The organism is Streptomyces sp. NPDC027962 (assembly GCF_055566095.1).
This window is the reverse complement of the sequence record NZ_JBVHTA010000038.1, coordinates 15,634-29,547: the sequence shown is the minus strand read 5'-3', so window position 1 is coordinate 29,547 and position 13,914 is coordinate 15,634. Positions and strand designations below refer to the sequence as shown.

At 72.9% G+C, this 13,914-nt stretch carries 9 protein-coding genes; 2 read left to right on the top strand and 7 right to left on the bottom strand.

Features of this window, described 5'->3' with window-relative positions:
• The first annotated feature begins 196 nt into the window (after nucleotides 1–196).
• Complete coding sequence (locus tag ACZ4SA_RS28490) at nucleotides 197–478, top strand: hypothetical protein (protein WP_468280127.1); 282 nt, start codon at nucleotides 197–199, stop codon at nucleotides 476–478.
• Nucleotides 478–2,097 carry a sodium/solute symporter gene (locus ACZ4SA_RS28485; RefSeq protein ID WP_468280125.1) on the top strand — a complete coding sequence of 540 codons (1,620 nt, stop codon included), beginning with the start codon at nucleotides 478–480 and terminating at the stop codon, nucleotides 2,095–2,097. The genes ACZ4SA_RS28490 and ACZ4SA_RS28485 overlap by 1 nt, the downstream gene beginning before the upstream one ends.
• A gap of 241 nt (nucleotides 2,098–2,338) precedes the next feature.
• Here the strand turns inward: ACZ4SA_RS28485 and ACZ4SA_RS28480 are convergent, their stop codons facing one another.
• The 7 genes from ACZ4SA_RS28480 to ACZ4SA_RS28450 all read right to left on the bottom strand — a co-directional run bounded on the left by ACZ4SA_RS28480 (nucleotide 2,339) and on the right by ACZ4SA_RS28450 (nucleotide 13,493).
• Nucleotides 2,339–3,595 carry an FHA domain-containing protein gene (locus ACZ4SA_RS28480; protein WP_468280122.1) on the bottom strand — a complete coding sequence of 419 codons (1,257 nt, stop codon included), beginning with the start codon at nucleotides 3,593–3,595 and terminating at the stop codon, nucleotides 2,339–2,341.
• Between the two features lie 63 nt (nucleotides 3,596–3,658).
• A complete protein-coding gene (locus tag ACZ4SA_RS28475; protein ID WP_468280119.1) occupies nucleotides 3,659–5,017 on the bottom strand; it encodes a vWA domain-containing protein in 1,359 nt (452 codons plus the stop codon).
• 144 nt (nucleotides 5,018–5,161) lie between these two features.
• Nucleotides 5,162–6,940, bottom strand: a complete 1,779-nt coding sequence (locus tag ACZ4SA_RS28470; RefSeq protein ID WP_468280117.1) for a PP2C family serine/threonine-protein phosphatase — start codon at nucleotides 6,938–6,940, stop codon at nucleotides 5,162–5,164.
• Nucleotides 6,941–6,943: 3 nt separating this feature from the next.
• Entirely contained in the window at nucleotides 6,944–9,616 is a 2,673-nt protein-coding gene (locus tag ACZ4SA_RS28465; RefSeq protein ID WP_468280115.1) for a serine/threonine-protein kinase, read from the bottom strand.
• Nucleotides 9,613–10,956 (bottom strand): coiled-coil domain-containing protein, encoded by a 1,344-nt coding sequence (locus ACZ4SA_RS28460; RefSeq protein ID WP_468280113.1) that lies wholly within the window; start codon nucleotides 10,954–10,956, stop codon nucleotides 9,613–9,615. The genes ACZ4SA_RS28465 and ACZ4SA_RS28460 overlap by 4 nt, the downstream gene beginning before the upstream one ends.
• Before the next feature lie 99 nt (nucleotides 10,957–11,055).
• Nucleotides 11,056–12,090 (bottom strand): glutamate ABC transporter substrate-binding protein, encoded by a 1,035-nt coding sequence (locus ACZ4SA_RS28455; protein ID WP_468280110.1) that lies wholly within the window; start codon nucleotides 12,088–12,090, stop codon nucleotides 11,056–11,058.
• An 11-nt stretch (nucleotides 12,091–12,101) separates the two neighbouring features.
• The gene (locus tag ACZ4SA_RS28450) at nucleotides 12,102–13,493 is read right to left on the bottom strand and encodes a hypothetical protein (RefSeq protein WP_468280107.1); all 1,392 of its coding nucleotides are present in this window, start codon (nucleotides 13,491–13,493) and stop codon (nucleotides 12,102–12,104) included.
• Between the last annotated feature and the right edge of the window lie 421 nt (nucleotides 13,494–13,914).

Here is a 13,914-nt window from a genome sequence, read left to right as displayed (position 1 = left end):
CGAATGGGCATCGGCACAGTCGCGCCCCTACGGCGTTGGGAGCGGACAGCGGGGTGCCCCAAGCGCATGGACTGACTGGTCGGTACGTGCTCTGGTGAGCCCTCATCAGGGGGCAGTGCCGTCACGGGCAATGCCCTCGCCAGGCATCGCCCGAGCGAGGCGATGCGCGCGCGTCCCTGCCTGCCCGGAGAGTTCCATGGCCTATCAGCACGCCCATCCGCCCACCCCCCCGTTCCATCAAAGAGCCCGGCCCTACCGGCCGGGCAGATCCTTCGCGCTCGTCAACGGACTGACCTTCGCGGTCCATCTCCTGCTTGCCTGCGCCGCAGAGGACCTGCTGGCCACCCGTGTCGCCGGACAGATCAACCTCGGCGTCGTCGCCATTCTCGCGCAGGGCTCGCTCCTGTTGTGGACGGCGGCGCGTTACGACCGCGCCGCCCACGAGGAGGCCGCGTACGAGCCGGAGGAGGAGCACTGATGCCTTCCCAGGTCCTGCTCGCCGCAGGGTATCCCGGCACCCTCGACCTGGACACGGACACCCGCTCCTGGGTTCTCGTCGGCTTCCTCGCCTTCATCGTCCCGATCCTGCTCATCTGCGTGCTCAACGGCCCCGAGCGGGACCGGGTCGACGACTTCTACACGGCGGGCCGCAGGCTGCGGCCCGTCCAGGGCGCCCTCGTCCTCACCGGCGTCTACCTCTCCGCCGCGACCGTGCTCGGCACGACGGGAGCCGTCGCGGTCTTCGGCTTCGACGGCCTGTTCATCGCCCTGTGCACCGTGCTGTCGCTCGGCGTCCTGCTCCTGCTGTCCGGCCCGCTGCGGGAACGCGGCACCTTCACCCTCGGCGACACGTTCGCCCTGCGGACCCCGGGGCCCGCGGTCAGGATCGCGGTCGCCCTCGTCACGCTGAGCGCGTGCGTCCCGTATCTGATCGTCCAGCTCTCCGGTGCGGGCAGGACCACCGCCATGCTGCTCGGCGTGTCCGGTCCCGGCGCCGAGCAGACCGCCATCGTCATGATCGGCGCCGTCGTCGTCTGCGCCACGGCCTTCGGCGGGATGCGCGGCATGATCGCGATCCAGGTGATCAAGACGGTGATCCTGCTCGTCATGGCCGTGGCCGTGGCGGCGGTGCTGCTCCACCGCTTCCACTGGAGCCCCGACTCCCTCATCGAGGCAGCCGGGCGGGGCAGCGGCCGTCCCGAGGGCTATATGCGTCCGGGCCTGCGGTTCGCCGCCAGCAGCCCGGTCGAGGGGACGCTCGACTTCATCGGTCTGATGATCACCGTGGTGCTGGGCGTCGCATGCATGCCCCATGTCGCCACCCAGCTCAACACCGCGCCCGACGCCGCGGCGGCACGCCGTACGGTCCGCCACACCATCACCATCGTCGGTGCCATCTGCCTGCTCACCACCGTGCTGGGATTCGGGGCCGCGGCGCTGATCGGCGCCCCGAAGATCCTCGCCGCCGACCCCGGAGCCACCAGCAGCCTGCTGATGCTCACCGGCGATCTGGCGGGCGGCTCGTCGGCGCAGACGGGCGAGGCATGGCTCGTCGTGCTGGTCTCCTGCGCGGTGTTCCTCACCACGCTGGCAGTCGTCGCGAGCGTGACGCTGGCGGCCGCAGGCTCGGTCGCCCACGACCTCGTCACCAACGTCGTCCGCCGCGGGCGCACGACCGAGGGCCGGGAGGTGGCCGCGGCCCGTATCGCGTCCGCCTTGATCGGGGTGCTGAGCATCTGGCTCGCGGTGTGGGTGCAGGGCTGGAACATGGGCTTCCTGTCCACGATCTCCCTGGCAGTGGCGAGCTCCTGCCTGCTCCCGGCGCTGGTGTACTCGCTGTTCTGGCGCGGCTTCACGCGCAGGGGGCTGCTGTGGACGCTGTACGGAGGTCTCGGTTGCGCGATCGGACTCCAGGTCGTGAGCCCCGTCTTCTCCGGCAGCCCGACGGCGCTGTTCCCCGAGTGGGACATCGCCTGGTTCCCGCTGCAGACGGTCGCCCTGGTGTCGCTGCCCGTCGCGTTCCTGCTCGGCTGGCTGGGAAGCGTCACGGGACAGCGGCGTGCGGCCGCGTTGCCGGAGCAGCCCGTCAGGGCCTGACACACGAATGCGGCGGCCGGCGGAGCGCCCTCACACGCTCCACCGGCCGCCGCCCCGTGCCGCGTTCAGCCTGCGGCGACCTCGTCGATACGCCGGCGCAGGGCGTCCGGAGAGCCGGGGGTGAGGTCGGGGTGTCCAGATGCTCTGCCCCTCCCAGCCCTCGAGCCACCAGGGCCGGCGGAAGTCTCTCGCGCGATGCTTCCCTCCCCGCCGGACACGCTGGACGGTGCCGACTCGGTCGTCAGCCGCGGCGGACCGTGATCGTCGTCCAGGCGCCGACATGCACCCGGTCGCCGTCGTTCAACGGAATCGGGACATACGGCTGGATCGGGTCCTCGCCGCCGTTGAGCGTCGTGCCGTTGGTGGAGTTCTGGTCGACGACCGCCCACGAGCCGTCCGGCTGCTGCACCAGCACCGCGTGCTGGTGGGAGACGCCCGGGTCCTCCGGAGGCACGGACAGGTCGATGTCGGGGGACTCGCCCGTGGACTGCCGGCGGCGGCCGATGGTGATCTGGCCGCCCGTGAGCGGCAGGTGCTGCTCGGGGGAGTACGCGGGCAGGTTGAGACCGGTGGCCTCCGGGCCGCTGCGCTGCATCATCGCCAGGAAGTACTCGCGGTCCGGCCCCACCGCGGCCGTCCAGCCCGCCGGAGCCGACTGGTGCTGGGGAGCCTGCGGCCGGCCGGGGTCGGACCCCTGCATGCCGGGGCCCTGCTGGTGCTGCGGCGGCACGGACTGCTGCTGGAACGGCGGCGGTCCCTGGTGGCCCGGTCCTTGTTGTCCGGGTCCCTGGTGGCCGTGCGGCCCCGGCGGGGGCGGGGGCGGGGGCGACTGGGTGCGGGACGGCGGGGGCAGCATCCAGTCGTCGCCGCCCGTCTGCTGGGGCTGCGGCGGCACGGGCGGAGCAGGCTGCTGGAAGACCGGTGGTCCGGGCTGCTGTTGGAACGGCGGGGGCGGCGGACCGCCCTGCGGCTGGAAGGGCCCCGGCTGCTGTCCACCGGGCGAGTCCTGGCCCAGGGGCTCGGCGGGCCGGTTCATCTGGGAGGGACGCGAGCCCTGGTACTCGAAAGGATCACGCTGCTGCTGCTGCTGCTGCTGCTGCGGGGGCGGCGGCGGAGGGCCCTGGTGCGGCGGGGGCCCTTGGTGCGGCGGCGGTGCGGGCGGCCCCGGCTGGGACTGGAAGCCCGGCGGGAGGTTCAGCCCGCCCGACTGCTGGGGCGGCGGCGCCACCGGCGTGTACGACGTCGCCGTGTGCGTGAGGAAGTTGTACCGGCACTCCTCGCAGAACGGCGCCATGGCCTCGCGCGGGGTGCGGCACTGCGGGCACAGCTCGGCCTGGGCCGTCGCATTCGGGTCGGACGGGCCCGGATAGCCGTATCCGGGCGGCGGTGGAGGCGGCGGTACGGCACCCGAGGGAGCGCCGGGAGGAGCCATGCGGTGGCCGCAGACCTCGCACCAGTCGTCGGAACCCGACTGGTGTCCGTTCGGGCAGGTCGGCATGTCGGCGCGTCCCCCTCTCCTTCATCCGGCCCGAGGGCCGTTTCACTTCGTGTTCCTGCGTGCTTACTTCTTGACGCGAACCGTCTTCGTGGAGCGCGTTTCGAGCGTCATCTCGTCCGCGTCCGAGACCTTTGCCTTCAGTCGCACAGTACCTGTCGCCACATCGACGACGTCCACCACCTTCGAAAGCAGTTTCGCAGTGTCCTGGTTTCCGGAACGCGCCGCCAGCTGCACTGCACGGCCCAGTTTCGCCGTCGCCCCGTCGAAATCGCCCGACTTGCGGGCCTCGAGTCCCTGCTGGATCACCTGCGCCAGCTCGGCCTGACCTGTGTAGTGCGCCACCTGCGGATTGATCGATGTCGAGGCGACCATGTCGTCCGTCCACACCGCCCGGACGAGCCCCTGCGACAGCACCTCGGGAGCGCCGCCGTCCGCCGCCGGGATGATCAGCGAGGCCCTGGCCGCCAGCATTTCCTGGCCGATTCCGGCCTCCGGCACCTGCACACATATGTGGTAATCACGGGACTCGTCACCCCAGGAGCCGGTCGGATAGTCACCGGCCCGCGGTCCCGCCCCGGTGCGCCGCCCGCTGAGGTCGTCGACGGTCGGCGCGACCTGCTTGACGAACTTGATCTCCACACCGACCGGGGTCCACAACCGCAGTGCCACGTCCGCGACCCCCTTGCCCATCGCGTTCTCCATCATCCGTGTGAAGTCCGCCGACAGGCCGCTGGGATCGGCCACGATGTCGGCCGTGCCGAGCAAGGCGGACGCGATGCCGGTGACCTCCTTCACCTCCCAGTCGGTGCCGACCCCGCGGGCGTCACAGGTGAAGCGGCCGGCGCAGTCGTCGAGGGCGGCCCGCAGATCCTGTGGCGACTCGTGCTCGTTGCGGCCGTCGGTGAGCAGGATGCCGTGCCGTATCGCCGCGTCGGAGGAGGAGAGCAGCCGGTCGGCGAGACGCAGCCAGGAGCCGATGGCGGTGCCGCCGCCGGCTGCGAGCACCCGCAGCGCGTCCTTGGCCTGGGCACGGGTCGCCGGATCCGCGACGGCGAGCCGCCCGCCGCCCGGATAGACCTCGTGCGCCTTGTGTGTGCCCGCGACCACGGCGAAGGCGACACCGTCGCGCAGGGTGTCGATCGCGGCGGCTGTGGCCTCCCGCGCGTTGCGCAGCTTCGTCGGCGGGTAGTCCATCGAACCGGAGCAGTCGACCATGAGCACCACGGCGGCGCCGGACTGCCGGTCCGGCACGGCGGAGGGCGATGCGGTGGCTCCGTGCAGGGGCACCCCGCCGCTGGTGCCGCCGCCGGTGGAGGTGACCGTGACGATCGCGTTCACCTCACGGCCGCCCTCCGGGAGGTATGCGTTCTGGTACACGTCGACCGAGAACTGCGGCACCTGGGACTTCGAGAAAACGGCCATCTGATCGGCTCCTTGTGACTCCGCCCGGCCTTACGGGCAGAGCGAAGTGACAGCACGGGCAAGGAAGTGACAGCACGGGCAGGGGTGGGCAGGGGCTGAAAAGAGCAGACAACGGTGGACAGCAGCGGTCGGGTCAAGCCATCTCTAGGCCGATCCTGCCCCTTGCGGCGGGACGGCGAACGGCAGTACCGCCACTGTTACGTTGTCGTGGCCCCCGCCGTCGAGCGCGTGGCCGACCAGTATCTGCGCGCTGTGCAGCGGCCGTTCCGCGGCGTCGGCGGGGATGGCGCGGGCCATGTCCTGCGCTCCCTCCGCGTAGTTCCACAGCCCGTCCGTGCAGACCACGACCACGCCGGAACGGTCCGGCTTGAACGCCGCAGTGTGCGGCTCCAGTTCGTATGCGTCCGCGCCGAGCCAGCCGGTGATCGCGTGGGCGCGCTCGTCCGCGTACGCCTCCGCTTCGTTCATCAGACCGGCCGCCACCATCTGTGCGGCCCAGGAGTCGTCCTCCGTCAGCCGCGCCGGCGGACCGGAACGGTCGTCGGGCACCCAGTAGGCGCGGCTGTCGCCGACCCAGCCGACGACGAGCAGCCCGCCCGCCGCCACCGCGCCGACGATCGTGCACGCCGGCGCGTTCTGGTGGCGGTGCGGATCGTCGCCCTGGCTCGAAGCGGGCTGACCGGCCAGGGAGTTGACCGCCTCCGATGCGGCGACGATCGCCTCGTGCATGGCCTGCTGGGGGTGGGTGCCGCGGGGCAGCGCCGCCAGCAGCCGCTCGTTGGCCGCGCTCGCCGCCGCCGCCGACGCGTCGTCGGGGCGGGTCGCCGAGGAAACGCCGTCGCAGACGACGGCGACGACGGCGGGCGAGCCGTCCGGCAGGGAGGTGGAGGCGACGGCGAACGAGTCCTCGTTGCGGTGGTGCCGCAGACCGCGGTCGCTGACCGCGGCGACCGAGCCGAGCTCCTGCTCCATGTGGTCGCGCTCGCGGGGCTGGGCGTGGCCGCAGTTCTCGCAGTAGCCGTCGTCGTCCACCCGGCCGGCGCGGCAGGCCACACAGACTTTGGCCGCGGTCGGCGCCGGGGGAGTGGCAGGGTGCGCGGCTGCCGCGCGCGGGTCGGGGGCGCCGGGGACGGGCGCGGCGAGCTCGAAGTCGCCGGAGGACGGGTTGTCGAACCGCACGCCGGACGCGGCTGGTTGGCCGGCGCCGGGGACGGGGCCGTCCGCGAAGGGGTCGGGCCCTGCGGCCGCGGCCGGGCCCACGCCGTCGCGAGCGTGCTCGTGTTCCTCGCGGCCGACGGCTTCCTGCGGCTGCGCTGCCGGTACGGCGGCCGAGACCGTGCTCGGTCCTGCCGCCGGTGCCGCGCCCGCCGCCGCGGTCGGTCCTGCGGCCCGTGCCGGAGATCCCTCGGCCGCGGGTCGCTCGTGTCCGTGGTCGGGGGCGACGCGGGGCGCGGTGCCCGGTCCGGAAAACGGGCCGAGGCCGGTGCCGGCGTGCCCCGCCGGACCGCCGGCGGGCGGGGCGCCTGCGGCACCGGCCTGCGCGCCTGCCTGTCCCAAGCCGGCGCCCGGCTCGGTCGCGGGCCGGTGGGCCCCGCCCGCGGGTGCGCCGCCCGTCGGGGCATGCGAGGGCTGCGGCGGTACGCCGGAAGCCGGGTCCGGCGGCGCCAACTCGCCGCCGTCGGAGTCGGTGCCGGGCACATCGGCGGCGCGCTGGACAGGGGTGGGAGTGCCCATGGTGTCGGTGCCGGTCGCGGCCGGCCAATCCACAGGCGTGCCGATGGCCACGGTGGGGCGGTCCGGCGACGCGGCGGGCACGGCCGACAGGTCGTACCCGCACGCCCCGCAGAACCGGTCAGCGGGCTCCAGAGGTTCGTCGCAGCCCGGGCAGGTCGACCCGGCAGCCGGCTGGTGCTTCTGCGCCATCAATCACACCCACGTCCGGGGGCGGTAGCGGTTCGCCCGCTCCACCAGCTCTATCCGCTCCTCGCCGCGCTGGGCGAGCCGGGCGAGCACCCGGAAGGAGCGTTCCAGTCCGAAGCGCAGGCCGCGTTCGTCCAGCGCGCTGCCGAGAAGCACGGTCGGTGCATTCGGTGCATTCGGTGCCTGCGGAACGGACGGCCCGCTTCCGGGACTCCCGGAGAGTACCCAGTCGAGTGCGGTGCCGAGTACCTCTGTGGACAACTGCTCGCGCCGCACCGCGTCCAGGCCGAAGTCCCCGAGGGCCGCCACCTGCGCGGCGGCGGCCGACAGGTCCTCCAGCAGCGGCTCGTGCGCGGCGCGCCGCCGCAGCCTCGCCCGTACGGCGGCCACCCGCGCGGCCGTGTAGTGGATCGACGACTCGGGCACCGACTCGAGGGTCCGTACCGCTCCGGTCCGGTCGCCCGACGCGAGCTGCACCCGGGCGAGCCCGAACGCCGCGCTCACATGGCTCGGATCGGTCGTCCACACGAGCCGGTAGTAGTCCGCCGCGTTGTCCAGCTGGCCGAGCACCTCCGCACACAGGCCGAGGGCCAGCTTGGGCGCGGGCTCGCCGGGGAACGCGTCGTAGATCGCGTCGAAGGACAGCGCCGCGGCCTCGTGGTCGCCGGTGACCAGCGAGGTGACGCCGCGGTACCAGACCACCCGCCAGTCGTCCGGCTGCTGTTGCTCCATCGTGGCGAGCGCTCTCGTCGCGGCGGTCAGGTCGCCCATCTCGAGGCGCGCCCGCAGTTCGCGCAGCCGGGTCTCCGGCGAGCTCGCGGCCGCCGCGTGCAGCGCCGCGACCAGCTCGGCCGGAGCCGAGGCCATCAGCCCGGCCAGGAAGCCCGCGTTCGGGTCGGTCGGGTCGACGCGCGGCACCGGCAGGGCGAGCGAGGTCGCCCGGACGTCGAGAACGGCGAGATGCGGGGCGAGCGCCGGTGCCGTCGGTGCCGGGCCGGCCAGGGGGCCGACAGGCGAACGGGGTGCGGGGACGGCGGCGTGCGGCGCTGCGGCGGGAGGACCCGGCAGTCCCGGGGGGTGCGGCGCGGTGCCGGAAAGGCCCGGCAGTCCCAGTTGGTGCGGCGCGCCGACCGGCTGCGGCGCGGTGGCTGCCGAGGGGACGTGGCCCACCGCGCGGCGCTTGCCGCGCGCGGCGGCCCGCACGCCCAGGCTCGACACGTCCTCGGACAGCTCGGCGAACAACTGCGTGTCCGTCACGCGCAGTTCCGGGCCGAACAGCGTCGACATCGCGGGACGCGGGCGGCCCGTCTGCATGGCGACGACCTCCCTGAGCACGCCCGTCAGCTGCTCGGCCATCTCCTGGGCGGAGGCGAACCGCCGGGCCGGGTCCGGGTCCGTGGCCCGCACCAGCAGCCGGTAGAACGACTCGTAGGTCGCGAAGACCTCGATGTTCTCCGGGTCCGGAAGACTGTCCACGAAGACGTTCGTATACCCCTGGAAGTCGAAGGTCAGCACGGCCAGCGTCCGCGCCACCGTGTAGAGGTCGGAGGCGACGGACGGGCCGACCTCCGCGACCTCCGGGGCCTGGTAGCCGACCGTGCCGTAGATCGCTGACTCGTCGTCGTCCATCCTGCGGACCGCGCCCATGTCGATCAGCTTGAGCTGGTCCTGCTGCTGGATGGCGTTGTCGACCTTGAAGTCGCAGTACAGAAGGTTTCTGCTGTGCAGATGGCCGAGTGCTTCCAGCGCTTCGATGCCGTACGCGCAGGCCTGGTCGACCGGCAGCGGGTCGCGCCGTCCGTCCGGCCCGCGCCGCTCGTTGGCGATCTCCTTGAGCGCCTTGCCGCCCACGTACTCCATGACGATGTAGCCGTCGAGCGAGCCGGTGCGCTGGTCGAGGTGCTCGACGAAGTTGTAGATCCGGACGATGTTGGAGTGCTCGATCTCGGCGAGGAAGCGACGCTCGGAGATCGCGGCGGCCATCGCGTCCTGGTCACCGGTGTCCAGCAGACCCTTGAGCACCACCCACCGGTCGGAGACCGCCCGGTCCACGGCGAGGTAGACCCAGCCCAGGCCGCCGTGTGCGAGACAGCCCACGACCTCGTACTGGCCGTGCACGATGTCGCCGCCGTTCAGCTTCGGCACGAACGAGTACGGATGGCCGCACTTGGTGCAGAAGCCCTCCGTGCGGCCCGGCCGGCCGCCGCGCGCCCGCCCGACGGGCGCGCCGCAGTCGGAGCGCGAGCAGAACCGCTTGCGCTCCGGCACCTGGGGGTTCGCCATGACCGCGGAGCGCGGGTCGGGGCGCGGCACGTCCGGCACGGACACCAGCCCCGCACCGAGCCGGTTGCGGGCCGACGAGGACGTCGAGGAGCCCGAGCTGCGGACCGAGACCGACCGCGCGGAGGTGCTGCTGCCGGACAGCGTGCGCGACAGCCGTCCCGACACCGAGCGGCGCGAGGACGCCGAACGCGACGAGGCCCGCGAGGAGCGGGAACTGCTGCGCGCCGACGAGGAGCCCCGGCCGCCGCCCGCGATGCCGGTGGGCGGCGAGGAGACCATGCCGGTGGGCGACACCACCGGCGCCAGACCGCAGGTGTCGCAGTAGAGCTCGCCGCTGCCCATGTCCTCGTACGAGCCCTCGCAACCGGGGCGCTGGCAGTTCTTGTTCTCGCTCATGAATCCCCCCTGCGGTCGGCGGGTCCCGACTCCGGTCCGGCCGCTCCGGGCACCAGGACCTCCGCCGCGGCGTGCTGGTAGCGAAGGACCGCCTGCTCGGCGGCGCGCAGATCGCACGGCGCGCTCCACAGCATGCGGCGAGCCGCGTCGTACCGTTCGATCAGCAGCGGGTCCTCCGCCATGCCGTGCCGGGCGACCTTCGCCTTGTACGCGTCCAGCCGGCCGCGCAGTTCGGCGCGGACCGCGAGCGGCGCGGTGACGGCCGTCAACGACTCGCGGGCCCGCAGCAGTTCGTCCTCGGCCTCCCGCTCCAGCGACTCGAGCAGCGGCGACAGCCTGTGCCACCGTGCGTGACGGCGGTGCTCGGCGGCCGTGGCGAGGCGCTCCTGCAGCGCGGTCGGCGGTCCGCTGACGGCGGGCACCTCCGACGCGGCGATCTTGGCGAGAACTTCGCCGCGCGCCGCCCGGGCCTCCGTCAAAGTCCGGTCGGCGCGCGAGAGCACGTCACGCAGCCGCAGCAGCCGCTCCTCCGAGTCCTGCCGGACCTGCAGGACCGCCTCGATCTCCCGGCGCACGTCCTCCAGGGCGCGCGCCGCCCGGTCGTAGCGCTCGGTGTCGGGGCGTCCGCCGCCGGGCGCGGAACTGCCCGCCGCCGGCTGCCAGAAGGCGAGCGGATCCGACACCACCTGGGTGCGCAGCGCGGACAGCTCGTCGGTGATGGACTCCAGCTCGTCGCCGGACGGGTGCTCACCCGGCCGGACACCGACGGAGTGCGCGAGGGAACGGGTGCGCTGCAGCTCGACGGCGAGCAGGTCGATGCGGGCGGGCAGCGCCGACCACACCACGTCCGCTGCGACGACCACGTCCAGGGAGGACGCGTACAGCTCGTTCATCCGGGCGACAAGCTCCTCGAGGCTGAACTCCTCCGCCAGCTTCGCGGGTCCGGTGATCTGCGGCGCGGTATGGGCGGCCGTGCCCGCCACGGTGACGCTGCGCCCGCGCAGCCGCTCGGTCAGCTCGGCCAGGTCCTCACGGCTGGACCATCGTCGGCGGGCACGCAGCTCGCGGATGTCGGTCAGCGCGGCGGTGTACGCGTCGAAGTAGCCCCACAGCAGGGTGATCTGCTGGTCGGTGGTGGCCCAGCGGTCCTTTGTGACACCGGTCAGCTCGGCGCCTTCGAGGAGTCTGCGGCCCGCGTGGTCCTGCAGTGCCAGCAGCGAGGTCTCGACCGCCTCGTGCTCGGCGTCGAGCCGTGCCAGCGCGCGGTCCACCTCGTCCCGGTCCATCACCGGTCCGTGCGGTCTCCCCGCCGAGCCGGGGAAGGGTCCCGCGAGGCCCATCGATCACCTCTCCGTTCCGCTTCGCTGCATTTCGCTGCATGTGGTGCCTGTAGCGCCTGTGGTTTGTGTTTGCCGCGCTCGCCCGTGCGCCCCTTCGGCCTACCCGTCCCGGTACTTGGGCAGCGGCGGGCCGGCTATGCCCGGCAGGTCGGCGGCGAGCCACTTGTCGTACGCCTTCTTCCAGGCGCTCTTGCGGTAGTCGACCAGGACCTGGTTCACCCGCCGCACCAGGTCGTCGTTGCCGAGTTTGGTGGCCACGCCGTAGTACTCGGTGGTGAAGGGCGCATCGCCCTTGAGTTCGACCGCCGGGTCCTGCGCCGCCTGGCCGGCGGCCAGGGCGTTGTCCGTCACGATCGCGTCGACCAGGCCCTGCTGGAGCCTGACCAGGCAGTCCAGCTGGTTGGGCACCGTGTACACGTCCTCGTCCGCGCTCTGCCCGTCGTGCTTGTCCTTGAAGGTCGCGCCGAAGCTGTTCTTCTCCAGCGCCTCGTAGGCGGTCGAGCCCTCCGCGGAGCAGATCCGCTTGCCGGTGAGTGACTTGTCGTACCCGGTGATCGTGGAGCTCTTCGGCGCGAGCACCTGCTGGCCCGCCTGGAAGTACGCCGTGGAGAACGCGACCTGCTCGATACGGCTGCAGCTGATCGTCATCGTGCGCACCACGACGTCGACCGTGCCGTTCTCCAGGGCGGCGATGCGCTGGTTGGTGGGGACGGCACGGAAGATGACGGCGTCCGGGCTGCCGAGGATGTCCTCGGCGATGGCGCGGGCGAGGTCGATGTCGAAGCCTTCGAGGCCGCGGTCGGCGGGGTTCCGGTAGCCCCAGCGGTAGCTGTTCTGGTCGACGCCGACGACCAGCTTGCCCCGCTCCTTGATCGCGTCGATGGCCGGCCCGTCGGCGCTGGACGGTGTGAGGGAGGCCTCGGGGTCCTCGCAGGTGTCCGCCTTGACCGGCACAGCCGAGGCCACGCCCTGGCCGTGGTGCTCCGTCATGGCGTCGGCACCGCCGTGGGACAGCGGCAGCAGGGTGAGGGCGGCGGTCAGCGCGCAGGCGGCGGCCATCCCCGCGACGCCGCCCCAGCCGCGCGGCCTGCGCGGAGTGCGTCGGCCACCCGGACGCGTCCTGGTGTCCGTCATCGCTCCCCCTCTCACCGGTACTCCGAAAGCCTGCGGTTGATCCCGACGATCGCGCCCACGGCACCCAGCACTCCCAGGGCGGCCGCCCCGATCGGCAACCCGGACAGCGCCCCGCGCCCGTCCTTCGCGGCCTGGGTGAACTCGCGCTGCTCGTGCGCCAGCGCCTTCTCCAGAGCCGCGTCCACCCTGTCGAACGACTCGCCCGTCGAGCCCTTCGCTCCGACAACCTTCCGGAGCGCGCCGTCGTAGTCGCCTGCCCTGTCGGTCCTGGTGACGTCCTTGTGGCGATCCTGCCACTCGGACACACCCTCGACGGCGTCCTCGACCGGCATGCGGCCCTCGTCGTCGTCGGCCAGCCGCTCCGCCCGGTGCAGCTGCTCCGCGAGCTCCTTCATGCCCGTCGCGTAGTCCGTCTCGTACTTGTCGCTCTTGCCGTCGTTGGTCAGCACGGCGCCTCGTGCCACGAGCGTGAGGTTCTCGTTGGCGCGAGCCTTCAGGGAGTTGATCCGCGCGTCGTTGAGGACCTTGAGGGACTGCTGGCCGTGCTCCTCGGCGTCGTTCAGCTGTGCGCGCGCCACCGTGTGGCCCACCGCGAGCCACAGCAGCACCACCGTGGTCGCCGCCGTCGCCGCGAGCAGACCGTGGTTGAACACGCGGTTGGTACGGCGGTAGTTGCGCCGCTGCGCCCACACCAGGGCTCCGACGGTCACCGCACCCGCAGCGAGCGAGAGGACCGGCCAGAACCGTGCGTCCTCGTCGTCCTCGACGAGTCGCGCCGTCTCCGCGTCGTACAGCTTCTGGGCGGCGGGCAGCAGATCCCTGGTCATCTGCTCGTTGGCGAAGCGGAGGTACGCGCCGCCCAGCGGCCGGCCGAGCCGGTTGTTGGCCCGAGCGGTCTCTATCAGGCCCGTGTAGCGCGGCAGGGCCTCGTTCAGCCGGGCGATCTGGCGGCCCGACTCGCTCGAACTGCCGGTGTTCGTGGCCGCCTTGATGAGCAGACGGGACGCGAGCGCGATGTCCCTGTCGTACCTCTCGGCGACCTCGCGCGGCTCCTCCGCACCCGCCAGGAATCCGCTGGAAGCCGTCGTGTTCGCGTCCGCGAGCGAACGGTAGATCGAGGCGGCGTCGGCGCTGAGCGGCTGACTGCGGCTCACCACATCGTCCGCCGCGCTCGCGCGGGCGGAGACCTCGAATGCCGCCACCGCGCCGAACGCCAGCACCAGCGCGGCCAGGACGGCGCCGATGATCTGCAGCCGACCCGGCTCCGTCGTCGCCGCGACATGCAGGCGCCGACGGCCCTCGGTCCAGGCGCCGCGACCCGCGGGCGGCTGGGCCGGCGGCTGTGCGGGCGCGTGCCGCGGAGCCGACGGAGGCGCTGTGCGCACGTTCGGCGGGTGTGTCACGTGACCTCCCCCTTGGTCGCTGACGTCGGCCCGCCTCCCCCGGCGGGTCGTGGGACTACTCCCGGCCAGCAGTATGGCCGCAGGGGACCTTCTCACACCACATTTGACCCGATCTTGCCGTCCCCACCATGTATACGCTTCCCGACCTTGATCGGTTCCCTCGGCGGGAGCCCCCGCGGCGGGTGCGGGAGCGTGTCCCTCCGCCGGGCTCCGCCCCGAACTCCACGCCTCGAACGCCCCCTACGGACTGGCTGCCGTGGGAGGTACCGCCGGGGGGGGGGGGGGGGGGGGGGGGGGGGGGGGGGGGTGGGGGTTGGGGGAGGGGGGGGGGGGGGGGGGGGGGGGGGTGGGGGGGGGCTTGGGGGGAGACCGTGGGGGGGGAGGGGGGGGGGGGTTGGGGGGGGGGAGCGCACTTTTTTGT

Bases quoted from the DNA above. Each gene is read 5' to 3' on its own strand.
- ACZ4SA_RS28490 (WP_468280127.1), top strand. From the start codon at position 197: ATGGCCTATCAGCACGCCCATCCGCCCACCCCCCCGTTCCATCAAAGA.
- ACZ4SA_RS28485 (WP_468280125.1), top strand. From the start codon at position 478: ATGCCTTCCCAGGTCCTGCTCGCCGCAGGGTATCCCGGCACCCTCGAC.
- ACZ4SA_RS28480 (WP_468280122.1), bottom strand. From the start codon at position 3,595: ATGCCGACCTGCCCGAACGGACACCAGTCGGGTTCCGACGACTGGTGC.
- ACZ4SA_RS28475 (WP_468280119.1), bottom strand. From the start codon at position 5,017: ATGGCCGTTTTCTCGAAGTCCCAGGTGCCGCAGTTCTCGGTCGACGTG.
- ACZ4SA_RS28470 (WP_468280117.1), bottom strand. From the start codon at position 6,940: ATGGCGCAGAAGCACCAGCCGGCTGCCGGGTCGACCTGCCCGGGCTGC.
- ACZ4SA_RS28465 (WP_468280115.1), bottom strand. From the start codon at position 9,616: ATGAGCGAGAACAAGAACTGCCAGCGCCCCGGTTGCGAGGGCTCGTAC.
- ACZ4SA_RS28460 (WP_468280113.1), bottom strand. From the start codon at position 10,956: ATGGGCCTCGCGGGACCCTTCCCCGGCTCGGCGGGGAGACCGCACGGA.
- ACZ4SA_RS28455 (WP_468280110.1), bottom strand. From the start codon at position 12,090: ATGACGGACACCAGGACGCGTCCGGGTGGCCGACGCACTCCGCGCAGG.